The sequence below is a fragment of the Pseudomonas sp. Z4-7 genome, assembly GCF_051131965.1.
In the GTDB taxonomy this organism is placed as follows: domain Bacteria; phylum Pseudomonadota; class Gammaproteobacteria; order Pseudomonadales; family Pseudomonadaceae; genus Aquipseudomonas.
Map to the genome: position 1 here is coordinate 2,186,280 of NZ_CP071642.1, position 15,180 is coordinate 2,201,459.

At 60.8% G+C, this 15,180-nt stretch carries 12 protein-coding genes; all 12 read right to left on the reverse strand.

Annotation, left to right across the window (positions count from 1 at the left end; translation table 11 throughout):
- A complete protein-coding gene (gene nuoC / locus J3P91_RS09885) occupies window positions 1-1,782 on the reverse strand; it encodes an NADH-quinone oxidoreductase subunit C/D (protein ID WP_434603708.1) in 1,782 nt (593 codons plus the stop codon).
- A 72-nt stretch (window positions 1,783-1,854) separates the two neighbouring features.
- Entirely contained in the window at window positions 1,855-2,529 is a 675-nt protein-coding gene (locus J3P91_RS09890; RefSeq protein WP_186609323.1) for a NuoB/complex I 20 kDa subunit family protein, read from the reverse strand.
- Between the two features lie 10 nt (window positions 2,530-2,539).
- A complete protein-coding gene (locus tag J3P91_RS09895) occupies window positions 2,540-2,953 on the reverse strand; it encodes an NADH-quinone oxidoreductase subunit A (RefSeq protein WP_030141323.1) in 414 nt (137 codons plus the stop codon).
- Between the two features lie 663 nt (window positions 2,954-3,616).
- Entirely contained in the window at window positions 3,617-4,942 is a 1,326-nt protein-coding gene (gene aceA / locus J3P91_RS09900) for an isocitrate lyase (protein WP_014337679.1), read from the reverse strand.
- A gap of 505 nt (window positions 4,943-5,447) precedes the next feature.
- A complete protein-coding gene (locus tag J3P91_RS09905; protein ID WP_434569022.1) occupies window positions 5,448-6,209 on the reverse strand; it encodes a secretin N-terminal domain-containing protein in 762 nt (253 codons plus the stop codon).
- Between the two features lie 246 nt (window positions 6,210-6,455).
- Window positions 6,456-6,881 carry a GNAT family N-acetyltransferase gene (locus tag J3P91_RS09910; RefSeq protein WP_434603710.1) on the reverse strand — a complete coding sequence of 142 codons (426 nt, stop codon included), beginning with the start codon at window positions 6,879-6,881 and terminating at the stop codon, window positions 6,456-6,458.
- The gene (locus tag J3P91_RS09915) at window positions 6,874-8,040 is read right to left on the reverse strand and encodes a JmjC domain-containing protein (protein WP_434603712.1); all 1,167 of its coding nucleotides are present in this window, start codon (window positions 8,038-8,040) and stop codon (window positions 6,874-6,876) included. The genes J3P91_RS09910 and J3P91_RS09915 overlap by 8 nt, the downstream gene beginning before the upstream one ends.
- A gap of 84 nt (window positions 8,041-8,124) precedes the next feature.
- The gene (purB, locus tag J3P91_RS09920; RefSeq protein ID WP_434603714.1) at window positions 8,125-9,495 is read right to left on the reverse strand and encodes an adenylosuccinate lyase; all 1,371 of its coding nucleotides are present in this window, start codon (window positions 9,493-9,495) and stop codon (window positions 8,125-8,127) included.
- Between the two features lie 189 nt (window positions 9,496-9,684).
- Complete coding sequence (hflD, locus tag J3P91_RS09925; RefSeq protein WP_305495552.1) at window positions 9,685-10,308, reverse strand: high frequency lysogenization protein HflD; 624 nt, start codon at window positions 10,306-10,308, stop codon at window positions 9,685-9,687.
- Window positions 10,305-11,429, reverse strand: coding sequence for a tRNA 2-thiouridine(34) synthase MnmA (mnmA, locus tag J3P91_RS09930; protein WP_434603716.1), 1,125 nt, complete (start codon window positions 11,427-11,429; stop codon window positions 10,305-10,307). The genes hflD and mnmA overlap by 4 nt, the downstream gene beginning before the upstream one ends.
- A gap of 59 nt (window positions 11,430-11,488) precedes the next feature.
- Window positions 11,489-11,935, reverse strand: a complete 447-nt coding sequence (locus J3P91_RS09935; RefSeq protein WP_434603718.1) for an NUDIX hydrolase — start codon at window positions 11,933-11,935, stop codon at window positions 11,489-11,491.
- A 937-nt stretch (window positions 11,936-12,872) separates the two neighbouring features.
- Window positions 12,873-15,098, reverse strand: coding sequence for an NADP-dependent isocitrate dehydrogenase (locus J3P91_RS09940; RefSeq protein ID WP_434603720.1), 2,226 nt, complete (start codon window positions 15,096-15,098; stop codon window positions 12,873-12,875).
- Window positions 15,099-15,180 lie beyond the last annotated feature (82 nt).

Genomic DNA, 15,180 nt, shown 5'->3' on the forward strand with positions numbered 1-15,180 from the left:
TTAGCGGTCCACGTCGGCCATAACGAAATCGATACTACCCAGGTACGCGATCAAGTCCGCGACCATGCTGCCTTTGATCACCGAAGGGATCTGCTGCAGGTGCGGGTAGCTTGGGGTGCGAATCCGGGTGCGGTAGCTCATGGTGCCGCCATCGCTCGTCAGGTAATAACTGTTGATGCCCTTGGTCGCTTCGATCATCTGGAAGGATTCGTTGGCCGGCATGACCGGGCCCCACGAAACCTGCAGGAAGTGCGTGATCAGGGTCTCGATGTGTTGCAGCGTGCGCTCTTTTGGCGGCGGCGTGGTCAGCGGGTGGTCCGCCTTGTACGGGCCTTCCGGCATGTTGCGCATGCATTGCTCGATGATCTTCACGCTCTGGCGCATTTCTTCGACGCGAACCAGGCAGCGGTCATAGGCATCGCCGCTGGACGCCAGCGGGACTTCGAACTCGAAGTTCTCGTAGCCAGAGTACGGGCGCGCCTTGCGCAGGTCGAAATCAAGGCCGGTGGCGCGCAGGTTCGGGCCGGTGACGCCCCATTCCAGCGCTTCCTTGGTGTTGTACGCGGCGACGCCGACGGTACGACCCTTGAGGATGCTGTTCTGCAACGCAGCCTTGGTGTATTCGTCCAGGCGCTTGGGCATCCACTCGACGAAATCCTTGACCAGTTTTTCCCAGCCGCGCGGCAGGTCGTGGGCAACGCCACCGATGCGGTACCACGCCGGGTGCAGGCGGAAACCGGTGATGGCTTCGATCACGGTGTAGGCTTTCTGGCGGTCGGTGAAGGTGAAGAACACCGGCGTCATGGCGCCCACGTCCTGGATATAGGTACCCAGGAACAGCAAGTGGCTGGTGATGCGGAAGAACTCGGCCATCATGATGCGAATCACGTTGACCCGGTCCGGCACCGTGATGCCCGCCAGTTTTTCCACCGACAGGACGTACGGCAGGTTGTTCATCACACCGCCGAGGTAATCGATGCGGTCGGTGTACGGAATATAGCTGTGCCAGGACTGACGCTCGCCCATCTTCTCGGCGCCACGGTGGTGATAGCCGATGTCCGGGACGCAATCGACGATCTCTTCACCGTCCAGTTGCAGGATGATACGGAACGCACCGTGGGCCGAAGGGTGGTTCGGGCCCAGGTTGAGGAACATGTAGTCCTCGTTGGCGCCGGAACGCTTCATGCCCCAGTCTTCCGGCTTGAAGCGCGCGGATTCTTCCTCGAGCTGCTGTTTGGCCAGGGTCAGGCTGTACGGGTCGAACTCGGTGGCGCGGGCCGGGAAGTCCTTGCGCAACGGGTGACCTTCCCAGGTCGGCGGCATCATGATGCGGGTCAGGTGCGGGTGGCCGGGGAAGTCGATGCCGAACATGTCCCAGACTTCACGCTCGTACCAGTTGGCGTTCGGCCAGATGCCGGTCACGGTCGGCACGCTGAGGTCGCTCTCGGACAAGGCGACCTTGATCATTACGTCACTATTACGCTCGATCGACAGCAGGTGGTAGAACACGGTGAAGTCGGCGCCCGGCAGCCCCTGGCGCTTGGTGCGCAGGCGCTCGTCCACGCCGTGCAGGTCATAGAGCATGACGTACGGCTTGGGCAGGTTGCGCAGGAAAGTCAGGACTTCGATGAGCCTGGCGCGGGCAACCCAAAGCACCGGCATGCCGGTGCGGGTGGCCTGGGCGGTGAACGCCTCGGCGCCAAAGCGGTTGTTCAGTTCGACGACCACATCCTGGTCGTCTGCCTTGTAAGGCGGGATGTACAGAGCACTGCCTGTAGTCATGGTTATTTATCGCTTTCGGTCAACGTAAAGAATGAAGCCAGGTTCTCGTTTCTTCTACAGAACAGAGCTGGATCAGACTTCGTCGGGGCTGCGCAGGTTGGTGACTGCGATTCGCTGTTCGCGGCGCTGTTCCTTTTGCGACGGCATGTCGGCGCGATAGACGCCTTGATCACCGACGACCCAGGACAGTGGGCGACGCTCCTGGCCGATGGATTCCTGCAGCAGCATCAGGCCTTGCAGGAACGCTTCGGGGCGGGGCGGGCAGCCGGGCACGTAGACATCCACCGGGAGGAACTTGTCGACTCCCTGGACCACGGAATAAATGTCGTACATGCCGCCGGAGTTGGCACACGCGCCCATGGAAATGACCCACTTGGGTTCCAGCATCTGTTCGTACAGGCGCTGGATGATGGGAGCCATTTTCAGGAACGGCGTACCGGCGATAACCATGAAGTCCGCCTGGCGCGGCGATGCCCGGATCACCTCGGCGCCAAAGCGCGCGATGTCGTGGGGCGCCGTGAAGGCGGTGGTCATTTCCACGTAGCAGCACGAAAGGCCGAAGTTGTACGGCCACAGGGAGTTCTTGCGACCCCAGTTGACCGTGCTGTTCAGCACGTCTTCGAGCTTGCCCATGAAGATGTTCTTGTGAACTTGATCTTCTAACGGATCGGAAACGGTTTCCCGCTTGCCGATCGGATACTGCTCGTTAGGAGCATCGGGGTCGATCCTGGTGAGATTGTATTGCATTGCCAAAGCCTCATTGTTTCAGCTTCGCCTGCCGCTTGCGCCGAGCTTCCGGAGCCCAATCAAGAGCCCCCACCCGGTAAAGGTAGACAAGACCTGCCAACAGAATTGCTATGAAAACGAGAGCTTCGACGAATCCGGTCCAGCCGCTTTCGCGGACGGACACAGACCATGCAAAGAGAAAAAGGGCTTCGATATCGAAGATCACGAAGAGCATCGCGACCAGATAGAATTTGGCTGAGAGCCGCAAGCGGGCGCCACCGGTAGGCAGCATGCCGGACTCGAACGGTTCATTCTTGCTGCGGCCCCAGGCTTTTGACCCGAGCAGGCTCGACACGCCGAGCATGAAGGCACACAGGCCGACAACACCCAGAAGGAATATGGCAAAGCCCCAGTTGTGGGCCATGAGTCCTGTCGCTTCGGGCATGCTGGAAATCCTTAACAGAGAGCAAAGGTCTCTGAGCTTGAAAAGAAATAACGCAGTGACGATATGTCGCAGCAATCAATCGCGGTGATTTTATGGCTAAACACCGGGCAAGTAAAATTCCTATAGCGAAATTATTTATTGGAATAAGGACATAGCGCGCCTCCACGACCTCGCGAGCCCGGCCCCGTGGGGATTGGCCGTCGAATGCACAATGGAATTTCGTTTTGGATGTAACAATGGAAACGCCCTTCAAATGATAATTATTATTGTTTGGCCTGTGATCGCCGTATGGGCTCGATGCAACAACTGAGAACATGTCTTATATAGCGGAGACCGCAGTTGTCAGCGCCGGCCGTTTTACTCTTTTTCAGACTGCCCGTTACTGCGTTCGATCAATCTTTTTGCTTTTTCTGTGGGAGCGCTTCCTTAAGGCCTGTCTGGATCCTTGTGGCGAGGGAGCTTGCTCCCGCTTGAGTGCGAAGCGCTCACAAAAAGGCTGCTGCGCAGCCAGCGGGAGCAAGCTCCCTCGCCACAAAATCATTTCATGTGACGAGGTTGCTGCTAAAGCATAGGCAAAAAAAAGCCCCGAACCAGTCGGGGCTTCAAATCGTCGGCTTTGCGGTTAGCTTTTATTCGGTCCGCAAGGGCCGTTTACGCGTGCAATCAGTGGAACTGTTCTTCTTCGGTCGAGCCGGTCAGTGCGGTCACCGACGAGGTACCGCCCTGGATCACCGTGGTCATGTCGTCGAAGTAACCGGTGCCGACTTCCTGCTGGTGGGCCACGAAGGTGTAGCCTTTGGCGGCGTCAGCGAACTCCTGCTCTTGCAGCTTCACGTAGGCGGTCATGTCGTTGCGGGCGTAGTCGTGCGCCAGGTTGAACATGCTGTGCCACATGTTGTGGATGCCGGCCAGGGTGATGAACTGGTGCTTGTAGCCCATGGCGGACAGTTCGCGCTGGAACTTGGCGATGGTCGCGTCGTCCAGGTTCTTCTTCCAGTTGAAGGAAGGCGAGCAGTTGTACGACAGCAGTTGGTCCGGGTATTCCTTCTTGATCGCTTCGGCGAAGCGACGAGCCTCGTCCAGGTCCGGCTTGGCGGTTTCGCACCAGATCAGGTCGGCGTACGGGGCGTAGGCCAGGCCGCGGGCGATGGCCTGGTCGAGACCGGCGCGCACCTTGTAGAAGCCTTCCTGGGTACGGGTGCCGGTGACGAACGGCTGGTCGTACGGATCGCAGTCGGATGTCAGCAGGTCAGCGGCGTTGGCGTCGGTACGGGCCAGAATGATGGTCGGTACGCCGGCAACGTCGGCGGCCAGGCGCGCGGCGGTCAGCTTCTGTACGGCTTCCTGGGTGGGAACCAGTACCTTGCCGCCCATGTGGCCGCATTTTTTAACCGAGGCCAACTGATCTTCGAAGTGCACGCCGGCGGCGCCTGCCTCGATCATGCTCTTCATCAGTTCGTAGGCGTTCAGTACACCGCCGAAACCGGCTTCGGCGTCAGCCACGATTGGCGCGAAGTAGTCGATGTAGCCTTCGTCGCCCGGGTTCTTGCCGGCTTTCCACTGGATCTGGTCGGCGCGACGGAACGAGTTGTTGATGCGCTTGACCACGGTTGGAACCGAATCCACCGGGTACAGCGACTGGTCGGGGTACATGGACTCGGCGGAGTTGTTGTCCGCGGCCACTTGCCAGCCCGACAGGTAGATGGCCTGGATACCGGCCTTGACCTGCTGCACAGCCTGGCCGCCGGTCAGGGCGCCCATGCAGTTGACGAAGTCTTTCTCGGGACGGAAGGCTGGCTTGGCGCCCTGGGTGACCAGGTTCCACAGCTTCTCGGCGCCCATTTTCGCGAAGGTGTGCTCAGGTTGCACCGAGCCACGCAGACGGACGACGTCAGCAGCCGAATAATTGCGCTTCACGCCTTTCCAGCGCGGGTTTTCAGCCCAGTCTTTTTCAAGGGCTGCAATTTGCTGTTCGCGTGTCAGTGCCATGGAAATAAACCTCGTCGCGTCTTGTATGGATGGTCGTTCCGGGCTGGAAGGTCCCAGCTCGTCAATCGCACCAGTCATTGGTGTGAAGGGCTGCTCGCTGACCAGGAGGCTGGCGTACAAGTCGGTTGAGGCGGGGAGGCGACGGGATGAACGATGGGCTCGAGGGGAAAGTGAGCAGGTAGGGGCGAGCTGCGGGCGCATTCGGGCGTCGTGGGCCTTCATACGAACTCAGAGTGATGCCGGGTTACCTAGTTACGCTTCCGTCCCTCGGGACAACTTCGTTCCAGTCGCAACCTCGTCAAACACACCTTGTGGGCGGTACAGACACGAATCGGCTCGCAGGGTAGTTGCAAGCGTCGACCCGAAGGCCCTTGCCAGGGCCCCTGATTAGCGGGAGCGAGGCCATCATGCCTTCGGTTTTTTGGCTCGTCAAACGTTTTGTAGTGCTTTTTTTCAGGCACTACATCTTTGGTCTAATACGACTTGTCAGTCAGTTTCTGGTGCTTCAGTTCAGCGTATCGACCTTGACCCGCAAAATCATGTCATCCCGGCCTTGGGTCGAGTAGCTGCGGGTCAGGCCTTGTTTATCGGCCTGATTCTGCCGATTCACCCCGGCCAGGGTGATCCACTCGCCCAAGCGCCCGCTGACGGTTGTGTCGGTGCTTTGCACGTTCACTACATCGGGACGTTCCTGGCTCATGCGGTCACGGTTGGTGCTGATGCTCAGATGAACGGTCTCGCCGGTGACGCTGGCCGTTACGTAAAAACCCTGGGTGACGTTGCGGTATTCGGTCTGGCTTTGCATGCGCCCATAGCCGTCGGTCTGGTTGCTGGTGAAGGGCACGCTCTGGCCCACCTGGATCAGCGCCGGCTGGCCCTCGCTGGCCTGGATCTGCTGCACGCCGCCGTCACGGCTGGCGGTGCTGCGGTTGATGATGCGGGTCTGGCTGGGTGCGGCTCCGTTGATCGAGTAACCCTGGTCGCCTTGCAGGTTGTTTTCATTGGTGTCGACCGTGATCAGCAAGCGCTTGGGAGCCACGTCGAGCTGCGCCAGGAATTGTCGAAGTTCTTCGATCTTGCCGGGTTCGGCGTTGACGATCAGTTGGTTGCCGTAAGCGCTGACCTGGCCATCCTTGCCGATGAAGTTCTGCGCCACCGGCAGCAAGTCCGCGCTGGTGCGGTAGTTCAGCGGCACGATTTCGGTAGCCGCCATGACTGACAGGCTGCAACCGAGCAGCAGGGTGGTCAGCAGGGTACGTAGGGACATGTCCATTTCTCCGCGAGACAAAAGCTGGATATTGCCAGTTTGTCGGCCCCGGGTGGGGCAAGTTGAATGGTAGACGGCAAAACGCCCCGGCATCGGTGGATGGCGGGGCGTTTTGGGCGTTGCAGGATGTTGTTGCAGGCTGCCTTTGTGGCGAGGGAGCTTGCTCCCGCTGGGTCGCGAAGCGCCCCCAAAAAGCGGGGGCCGCTGCGCAGCCCAGCGGGAGCAAGCTCCCTCGCCACAGGGGTATTAGGTCGAATGACGGACCATGTCCACGTGAGGAATCCCGGCTTCGAGGAACTCCTCGCTGACCACCGCAAACCCCAGTCGCTCGTAGAACGGCGTGGCGTGCACCTGGGCGCTGAGCATCTGCTGCTTGAGCCCGCGCTTCTCGGCCTCGGCGATTGCTGCGTGCATCAGCGCATCGCCGACTTTCAGGCCGCGCCAATCCTTCAGGACCGAGACGCGGCCGATATGGCCATCGGTCAGCAGGCGCGCGGTGCCGATGGGGAAGTCGCCTTCGAAGGCCAGGAAATGCACAGCGTCCTGGTCATCCGAATCCCACTCCAGCTCCGGCGGCACGGATTGCTCGGCAATGAATACCGCTTCACGAATGCGCCGGATCTCGGCGTTATCCTTTTGCCAGTCTGCGACACGAACGTGAATTTTATTCATCGGCGAACCCCAGGCTACCTTGCTTGACCAATTCATGAATGAGGCCGCGACCGTCCTCGTCGGCCAGCCATGGGCCGAGGTTTTCGATGTGCAGCGCGTCGGCGGCACAGATCATCTTCAACAGGTCGCGCAATTTGCCCGGCAAATAACGGCTCTGGCCGCTGGCGAACAGCAACAGGTCTTCATCGACTTCCGACCAGGCCAGGCGAGCGCTCGGGTTGCGAATGATCACTGCGCCCTGTTCCAGGCCGGCCAGCAGATCGTCCTCTTCCAGCTCCGGGCCGACGACCAGTTCCGGATAGCGCGGCTCGGTCATGAACTGGCCGAACCAGGTCAGCAGCAGGCGCTCGTCGCTCATGTGCTCGGCCAGCAGGCCCTTGAGTCGGTCCAGGGCGTCATGCTGGATCTGATGCGGGTCGGCGACGGGCCGCGCATCGGCGTCGGTGTAACGCTCTTCGTCCGGCAGGAACTGGCTGAGGAAGTCGGTGAAATGGGTCAGCACCTCGGCGGCGCTCGGTGCGCGGAAACCCACCGAATAGGTCATGCAGTCATCCACGGCGACGCCGCAGTGGGCCAGGCGCGGCGGCAGGTAGAGCATGTCGCCAGGTTCCAGGACCCATTCCTCGGTCGGCTCGAAATCGGCGAGGATGCGCAAGTCTGCATGGGGCAGCAGCGGGCTTTCGGAGTTGCACATCTGGCCGATTTTCCAGTTGCGCTTGCCGTGGCCCTGCAGCAGGAACACATCGTAGTTATCGAAATGCGGGCCGACGCCGCCACCTGGGGCAGCGAAGCTGATCATCACATCGTCGATGCGCCAGCTCGGCAAAAAGCGGAAATGCTCCAGCAGCTCGCTGACTTCCGGTACAAACTGGTCGACCGCCTGCACCAGCAGGGTCCACTCGCGCTCCGGCAGTTTGCTGAATTCGTCTTCGGCGAACGGGCCGCGACGCAATTCCCAGGGGCGCTCGCCGTGTTCGATCACCAGGCGTGACTCGATCTCTTCCTCAAGCGCAAGGCCGGCCAATTCGTCGGCGTCGATCGGGCTTTCGAAGTCAGGAATGGCCTGGCGGATCAGCAGGGGTTTCTTCTGCCAGTAGTCGCGCAGGAACTCCCGTGCCGTGATACCGCCCAGGAGTTGCAGTGGAATGTCAGAATTCATGTGTAACCTATTGAAAAAATATACTTTTCAGACGCGAATAAAAACGCCCGGCGCGGCCGGGCGTCTCAAAGGTGAAGCGATGTGTCAGATGCGCTTGGCTTGTGCCGCCGCGTTGCCGATGTAGCTGGCCGGGGTCAGTTTCTTCAGCTCTGCCTTGGCCTCGGCAGGCATGTCCAGGCCATCGATGAAAGTCTGCAACGCGTCCGGGCTGATGCCCTTGCCACGGGTCAGTTCTTTCAGCTTTTCATAGGGGTTTTCGATGTTATAGCGACGCATCACGGTCTGGATCGGCTCGGCCAGGACTTCCCAGCAGGCATCCAGGTCGGCGGCGATTTTCTGCTCGTTCAGTTCCAGCTTGCTGATGCCCTTGAGGCTGGCCTCGTAGGCGATGACGCTGTGGGCAAAACCTACGCCCAGGTTGCGCAGCACGGTGGAGTCGGTCAGGTCGCGCTGCCAGCGGGAAATCGGCAGCTTGCTCGCCAGGTGCTGGAACAGCGCGTTGGCGATGCCCAGGTTGCCTTCGGAGTTTTCGAAGTCGATCGGATTGACCTTGTGCGGCATGGTCGAGGAACCGATTTCGCCGGCGATGGTGCGCTGCTTGAAGTAACCCAGGGAGATGTAGCCCCAGATGTCACGGTCGAAGTCGATCAGGATGGTGTTGAAGCGCGCGATCGCATCGAACAGCTCGGCGATGTAGTCATGCGGTTCGATCTGGGTGGTGTACGGGTTGAAGCTCAGGCCCAGCTCGTCTTCGATGAAGGCGCGGGCGTTGGCTTCCCAGTCGATGTCCGGGTAGGCCGACAGGTGGGCGTTGTAGTTGCCCACGGCGCCGTTGATCTTGCCCAGCAGTGGCACGGCGGCCACCTGAGCGATCTGGCGCTCCAGGCGATACACCACGTTTGCCAGCTCCTTGCCCAGGGTGGTCGGCGAAGCCGGTTGACCGTGGGTGCGCGACAGCATCGGCACGTCGGCGAAGCGGATCGCCAGTTCGCGGATGGCCTGGGCGGTCTGGCGCATCAGGGGCAGCATCACCTCGTCACGGCCTTCGCGCAACATCAGGGCGTGGGACAGGTTGTTGATGTCCTCGCTGGTGCAGGCAAAGTGAATGAACTCGCTGACGTTGGCCAGTTCCGGCAGCTTGGCCGCCTGCTCCTTGAGCAGGTATTCGATGGCCTTGACGTCGTGGTTGGTGGTGCGCTCGATCTCTTTGACGCGCTCGGCGTGCTCCAGCGCGAAATCGTCGGCCAGGGCGTTCAGTACCGCGTTGGCTTCGGCGGAAAAGGCCGGTACTTCGCCAATGCCAGGGTGAGCGGCCAGGCGCTGGAGCCAGCGCACTTCAACCAGAACGCGGGCACGGATCAGGCCGTACTCGCTGAAAATAGGGCGCAGGGCCTGGGTTTTGCCGGCGTAGCGGCCGTCTACAGGGGAAACCGCAGTGAGCGAAGAGAGCTGCATGGGGTGTTCTCGGACAGTCGGGCAACGAAATGGGGCGCGTATCATACATGAAATCCAGCGCCGGTCCGTTGCCAACTGACCGGCGTGTTACGCGTATCGAGATAAAACTGTTCATTACCTGTGGCGAGGGAGCTTGCTCCCGCTGGGCTGTAAGCAGCCCCTCAATGTCCACAAGCAGGTCGAGGCGACTTATTCGTTGCGCATCAACGGGTAAAGCTCTTTCAACAATTTGCGCCGGCTGATCACCAACTGCCAGCGATGCCCGCCCAGTTGTCGCCACAGCCGCGCCGAGCGAATCCCGGCCAGCAACAGGGCGCGGATCTTTGAAGCGTTACTAGGCTGCTGCAGGTTACGCATGTCGCCATGCACCTGGATGCGCTGGCGCAGGGTGCTCAAGGTGTCCTGGTACAGCGCGCCGCAAGCAGCGATCACGTTTTCGTGGGACGGGCCGAAGTGTTCGACCTGGGACTGGATCTGCGGCAGGCGTTTGCCGATGGTCTCCAGCAGGTCGTCGCGCTTGGCCAGCTGACGCTCGAGGCCCAGCATCGACAGGGCGTAGCGCAGCGGCTCCCGTTGCAGGGCACTGGGGTCGCGCTCCAGGGCGCCGATCAGCGCACGGTAGCCTTCGCGCAGGTTCAGGTCATCGCCTCCGTAGACCTCCAGGGTGTCCTTGGGGTCGCGCACCAGCAGGCTGCCGAGCATGCAGCCCAGGCCGGCTTCGGTGGCCTGGCCGGTCTTGGCGATCCGGTCCACCAGCACCGCGGCGAGAAACACCCCGCCGAGTGCCGTCAGTTGTTCCTGGATCGGCGTCATGCCTGGCTGCTCCATGGCTCGGCGACTTCTATCACGCCGCCGCCGAGGCAGACTTCACCGCCGTAGAACACCACGGACTGGCCGGGGGTGACCGCGCGCTGCGGATCATCGAACGTGGCGCGATAGCCGCTGGCGGTTTTTTCCAGGGTGCAGGGCTGGTCGCTCTGGCGGTAGCGAACCTTGGCGGTCAGGCGGCGCGGTTCGCTGAGGTCGATCGGGTTGACCCAATAGATGTCGGAGGCGAGCAGGGCGCGGGAAAACAGCCATGGATGGTCATTGCCCTGGCCAACGATCAGCTCGTTGTGCTCCAGGTCCTTGACCAGCACGTACCAGGGCTCTTCACCGGCATCTTTCAAGCCGCCGATGCCCAGGCCCTGGCGCTGGCCGATGGTGTGGTACATCAGACCGTGGTGGCGGCCGATGACTTCGCCTTCGGTGGTCTTGATCTCGCCCGGCTGGGCCGGCAGGTATTGCTTGAGGAAATCGCTGAAGCGCCGTTCGCCAATGAAGCAGATCCCGGTGGAATCCTTCTTCTTCGCGGTGGCCAGGTCATGTTTCTCGGCAATTGCGCGCACTTCGGGTTTTTCCAGCTCGCCCACCGGGAACAGGGTCTTGGCGATCTGTTCACCGCCGACGGCGTGCAGGAAATAACTCTGGTCCTTGTTCGGGTCCAGGCCCTTGAGCAGCTCGGTACGACCGTCGATGTCGCGGCGGCGCACGTAGTGACCGGTGGCGATCAGGTCGGCGCCGAGCATCATGGCGTAGTCGAGGAACGCCTTGAACTTGATTTCGCGGTTGCAGAGGATGTCCGGGTTCGGCGTGCGACCGGCCTTGTATTCGGCGAGGAAGTGCTCGAACACGTTGTCCCAGTATTCCGCGGCGAAGTTGGCGGTGTGCAGCTTGATGCCGATCCGGTCGCAGACGGCCTGGGCGTCCGCCAGGTCGTCCATGGCGGTGCAGTATTCGGTTCCGTCGTCTTCTTCCCAGTTCTTCATGAACAGGCCTTCCACCTCATAACCCTGCTCGATCAGCAGAAGGGCGGAAACGGAAGAGTCCACGCCGCCGGACATGCCGACTATGACGCGTTGCTTGGGGGTGTTCGAAGAGGCTGGATCACGCATAGGAATTCAATGAGTGTCTTGAAAAAGGACGCGATTCTATCAGGCCCGGGCGTGCAAGGCTAAAGAGAAGGGCGGATAAGCTCCAGGCTGTGGCGATGGCCGGCCAGGTAATCGTCGATGCAGCGGATGACCAGCTCGCTGCGCCAGCGGTCGCGCTGTGCCAGCAATTCGTCGCGGGTCAGCCACTTGGCGCCGAGGATGCCGTCGTCCAGTTGATAGTCCGGGTGGTGTTTCAGGGCTTTGGCGGCGAAGCAGACCCGTTGGTAGGTCACACCGTTGCTCGGGGCGGTGTAGAGGTAGATGCCGGTGATGCTGGTGGGTTCGACGTCCCAGCCGGTTTCTTCGAGGGTTTCACGTATGGCGGCTTGGATCAGTGTTTCGTTCGGGTCCAGGTGGCCGGCGGGCTGGTTGAGCACTGCTCGTCCGCCCTTGGATTCTTCGACCATCAGGAAGCGGCCGTGGTCTTCGACGATGGTGGCGACGGTGATGTGGGGTTGCCAGTTCATGAGATTCCTCTATTTCTCGGATTTGGTTGGCTGGGTACATATCCATTGCTGCGGTAACGGCTGCTTAGGGTTCCGCCCTTACGGCGGGTCACTTTTTTCAGACGCCAAAAAAGTAACCAAAAAGGCTTTGGGGGTATGACTCACCCACATAGGTTACAAATCAGTTCACTCACATAGGTAACAGTTTTCAACTGGCAGGGTCGGTTTTCGAGGATCTGACCGTGCCATGGCGAGACCTATGGACCTGAAACTGCTATTCATCGCGGACTACATCAAAGGCCCGCCCAGCTGTACCCCCATCTAATTGTGGGAGCGAGCCTGCTCGCTGGCCGGGTTTCATTGATTGAGTACATATCCATTGCTGCGGTCACGGCTGCTTAGGGTTCCGCCCTTACGGCGGGTCACTTTTTTCAGACGCCAAAAAAGTAACCAAAAAGGCTTAGCCCCACCACTCGGTGCCTCGCCTGGGCTCGGCATGCCCTCACTCCGGCATTGCTCCGTGGGCCGCCGCGAAGGGCCATCCATGGCCCAGCGCGGCTAACCCGGCATCCATGCCGGGTTGCCCACTGCGCAACGCCTGCGTTCGGCCATCGTGGTTAACGGGGCGCCCCAGATCAAGATCAAGATCAAGATCAAAAGCGAGGCGGCCTGATAGCCGGCCTGGTTCTTGGTGAGAGCGCGTTTCTCCTGTGGGAGCGAGCCTGCTCGCGAAGGTGGCCTGGCAGCCGACCTGTCTCTGGCGGCTGTACTCCAATCCAACTGTGGGAGCGAGCTTGCTCGCGATAGCGGTGGGTCAGTCAATATTTGAATTGAATGATGAATTGCAATCGCGAGCAAGCTCGCTCCCACAGGGTCGGGTGCTGTCTGACGGATAGTGTAAATGCCAGAAACACAAACCCCGGCACAGGGCCGGGGTTTGTGGTGTTTCCTTGCAACCTTATACCAGCGCAGCAATCGCCGCGTTGAAGGTGTTGCTCGGGCGCATGGCCTTGCTGGTCAGCTCGGGGTTGGCGAAGTAGTAGCCGCCGATGTCCACTGGCTTACCTTGGACGGCGTTGAGCTCGGCAACGATTTTTTCTTCGTTGTCGGTCAGGGTCTTGGCCAGGGTGGTGAACTGCGCCTTCAGGGCTGCGTCGTCATCCTGGGCGGCCAGTGCCTGGGCCCAGAACAGGGTCAGGTAGAAGTGGCTGCCGCGGTTGTCGATGCCGCCGACCTTGCGCGAAGGCGACTTGTTGCGGTCCAGGAATTCGCCAGTCGCCTGGTCGAGAGTCTTGGCCAGCACCAGTGCTTTCGGGTTGTTGTAGGTCACGCCCAGGTGTTCCAGGGATGCGGCCAGGGCCAGGAACTCGCCCAGGGAATCCCAACGCAGGAAGTTCTCTTCCAGCAATTGCTGCACGTGCTTGGGTGCCGAGCCGCCGGCGCCGGTTTCGAACAGGCCGCCACCGTTCATCAGTGGCACGATCGAGAGCATCTTGGCGCTGGTGCCCAGTTCCATGATCGGGAACAGGTCGGTCAGGTAGTCACGCAGTACGTTGCCGGTCACCGAGATGGTGTCCTTGCCTTCGCGGGTACGCGCCAGGGTGAACTTCATCGCGTCGACAGGCGACATGATGCGGATCTCCAGGCCGCTGGTATCGTGATCCTTCAGGTAAGCCTGGACCTTCTCGATCATCACGCCATCGTGGGCGCGCATCGGGTCGAGCCAGAAGATTGCCGGGGTGCTGCTGGCGCGGGCGCGGTTGACGGCGAGCTTGACCCAGTCCTGGATCGGCGCGTCCTTGGTCTGGCACATGCGGAAGATATCGCCAGCCTCGACGTTCTGCTCCAGCAGGGTGCGACCGTTGTTGTCCGAGACGCGGACCACGCCGTCAGTCTTGATCTGGAAGGTCTTGTCGTGGGAGCCGTACTCTTCGGCTTTCTTGGCCATCAGGCCGACGTTCGGCACGCTGCCCATGGTGGTCGGGTCGAAGGCGCCGTGTTGCTTGCAGTCTTCGATCACGGCCTGGTAGATGGTCGCGTAGCAGCGATCCGGGATCACGGCCTTGGTGTCGTGCAGCTGGCCGTCGGTGCCCCACATCTTGCCAGAGTCACGGATCATGGCTGGCATCGAGGCGTCGACGATGACGTCGCTCGGCACGTGCAGGTTGGTGATGCCTTTGTCGGAGTTGACCATCGCCAGTGCCGGACGAACGGCATAGACCGCCTGGATGTCGGCTTCGATCTGCGCCTGCTGCTCGGCCGGCAGGGCCTTGATGCGGGCGTACAGGTCGCCGATGCCGTTGTTCAGGTTGAAGCCGATCTGCTCCAGTACCTGGGCGTGCTTGGCCAGCGCGTCCTTATAGTACTCAGCCACGATCTGGCCGAACATGATCGGGTCGGAGACCTTCATCATGGTCGCTTTGAGGTGAACCGACAGCAGCACGCCTTTCTGCTTGGCGTCTTCGATTTCGGCGGCGATGAAATTGCGCAGGGCATTTTTGCTCATGACCGCGCAATCGAGGATCTCACCGGCTTGGACGGTGGTTTTTTCCTTCAGGACAGTGGCAGTACCGTCCTTGGCGATCAGCTCGATCTTCACGCTGCCCGCGGCGTCGATCAAGGCAGCTTTTTCGCTGCCGTAGAAATCGCCGGTGCTCATGTGGGCCACGTGGGATTTGGAATCGGCAGCCCAGGCGCCCATCTTGTGCGGATGCTTGCGAGCGTAGTTCTTCACCGACAGCGGCGCGCGGCGGTCGGAGTTGCCTTCGCGCAGGACCGGGTTCACGGCGCTGCCCTTGACCTTGTCGTAACGGGCGCGGACTTCTTTCTCGGCGTCGGTGGTCACGGTTTCCGGGTAGTCCGGCAGTGCGTAGCCCTGGGCCTGCAATTCCTTGATCGCGGCCTGCAGTTGCGGCACCGAGGCGCTGATGTTCGGCAGCTTGATGATGTTGGCTTCAGGCGTGACGGCCAGGTCGCCCAGTTCGGCGAGGTGGTCGGCTACGGCTTTGTCACCCAGTTGCTCGGGGAAGCTGGCCAGGATGCGCCCTGCGAGGGAGATATCGCGGGTTTCCACGGCGATATCGGCCGAAGCGGTGAAGGCTTCGACGATCGGCAGCAGCGAATAGGTGGCGAGGGCAGGCGCTTCGTCGGTGAAGGTATAGATGATCTTCGAGCGGGTGGGCATATTCGGATTAACTCTCTTCTTTGCTAAAGCATGCGCAGAAACTCGAGGGGCGCCGGGTAAGCGCGTTCGTTCAAAGTCATCC

Coding starts and splice junctions, on each gene's coding strand:
- nuoC (WP_434603708.1), bottom strand. CDS start 1,782: ATGACTACAGGCAGTGCTCTGTACATCCCGCCTTACAAGGCAGACGAC.
- J3P91_RS09890 (WP_186609323.1), bottom strand. CDS start 2,529: ATGCAATACAATCTCACCAGGATCGACCCCGATGCTCCTAACGAGCAG.
- J3P91_RS09895 (WP_030141323.1), bottom strand. CDS start 2,953: ATGCCCGAAGCGACAGGACTCATGGCCCACAACTGGGGCTTTGCCATA.
- aceA (WP_014337679.1), bottom strand. CDS start 4,942: ATGGCACTGACACGCGAACAGCAAATTGCAGCCCTTGAAAAAGACTGG.
- J3P91_RS09905 (WP_434569022.1), bottom strand. CDS start 6,209: ATGTCCCTACGTACCCTGCTGACCACCCTGCTGCTCGGTTGCAGCCTG.
- J3P91_RS09910 (WP_434603710.1), bottom strand. CDS start 6,881: ATGAATAAAATTCACGTTCGTGTCGCAGACTGGCAAAAGGATAACGCC.
- J3P91_RS09915 (WP_434603712.1), bottom strand. CDS start 8,040: ATGAATTCTGACATTCCACTGCAACTCCTGGGCGGTATCACGGCACGG.
- purB (WP_434603714.1), bottom strand. CDS start 9,495: ATGCAGCTCTCTTCGCTCACTGCGGTTTCCCCTGTAGACGGCCGCTAC.
- hflD (WP_305495552.1), bottom strand. CDS start 10,308: ATGACGCCGATCCAGGAACAACTGACGGCACTCGGCGGGGTGTTTCTC.
- mnmA (WP_434603716.1), bottom strand. CDS start 11,429: ATGCGTGATCCAGCCTCTTCGAACACCCCCAAGCAACGCGTCATAGTC.
- J3P91_RS09935 (WP_434603718.1), bottom strand. CDS start 11,935: ATGAACTGGCAACCCCACATCACCGTCGCCACCATCGTCGAAGACCAC.
- J3P91_RS09940 (WP_434603720.1), bottom strand. CDS start 15,098: ATGCCCACCCGCTCGAAGATCATCTATACCTTCACCGACGAAGCGCCT.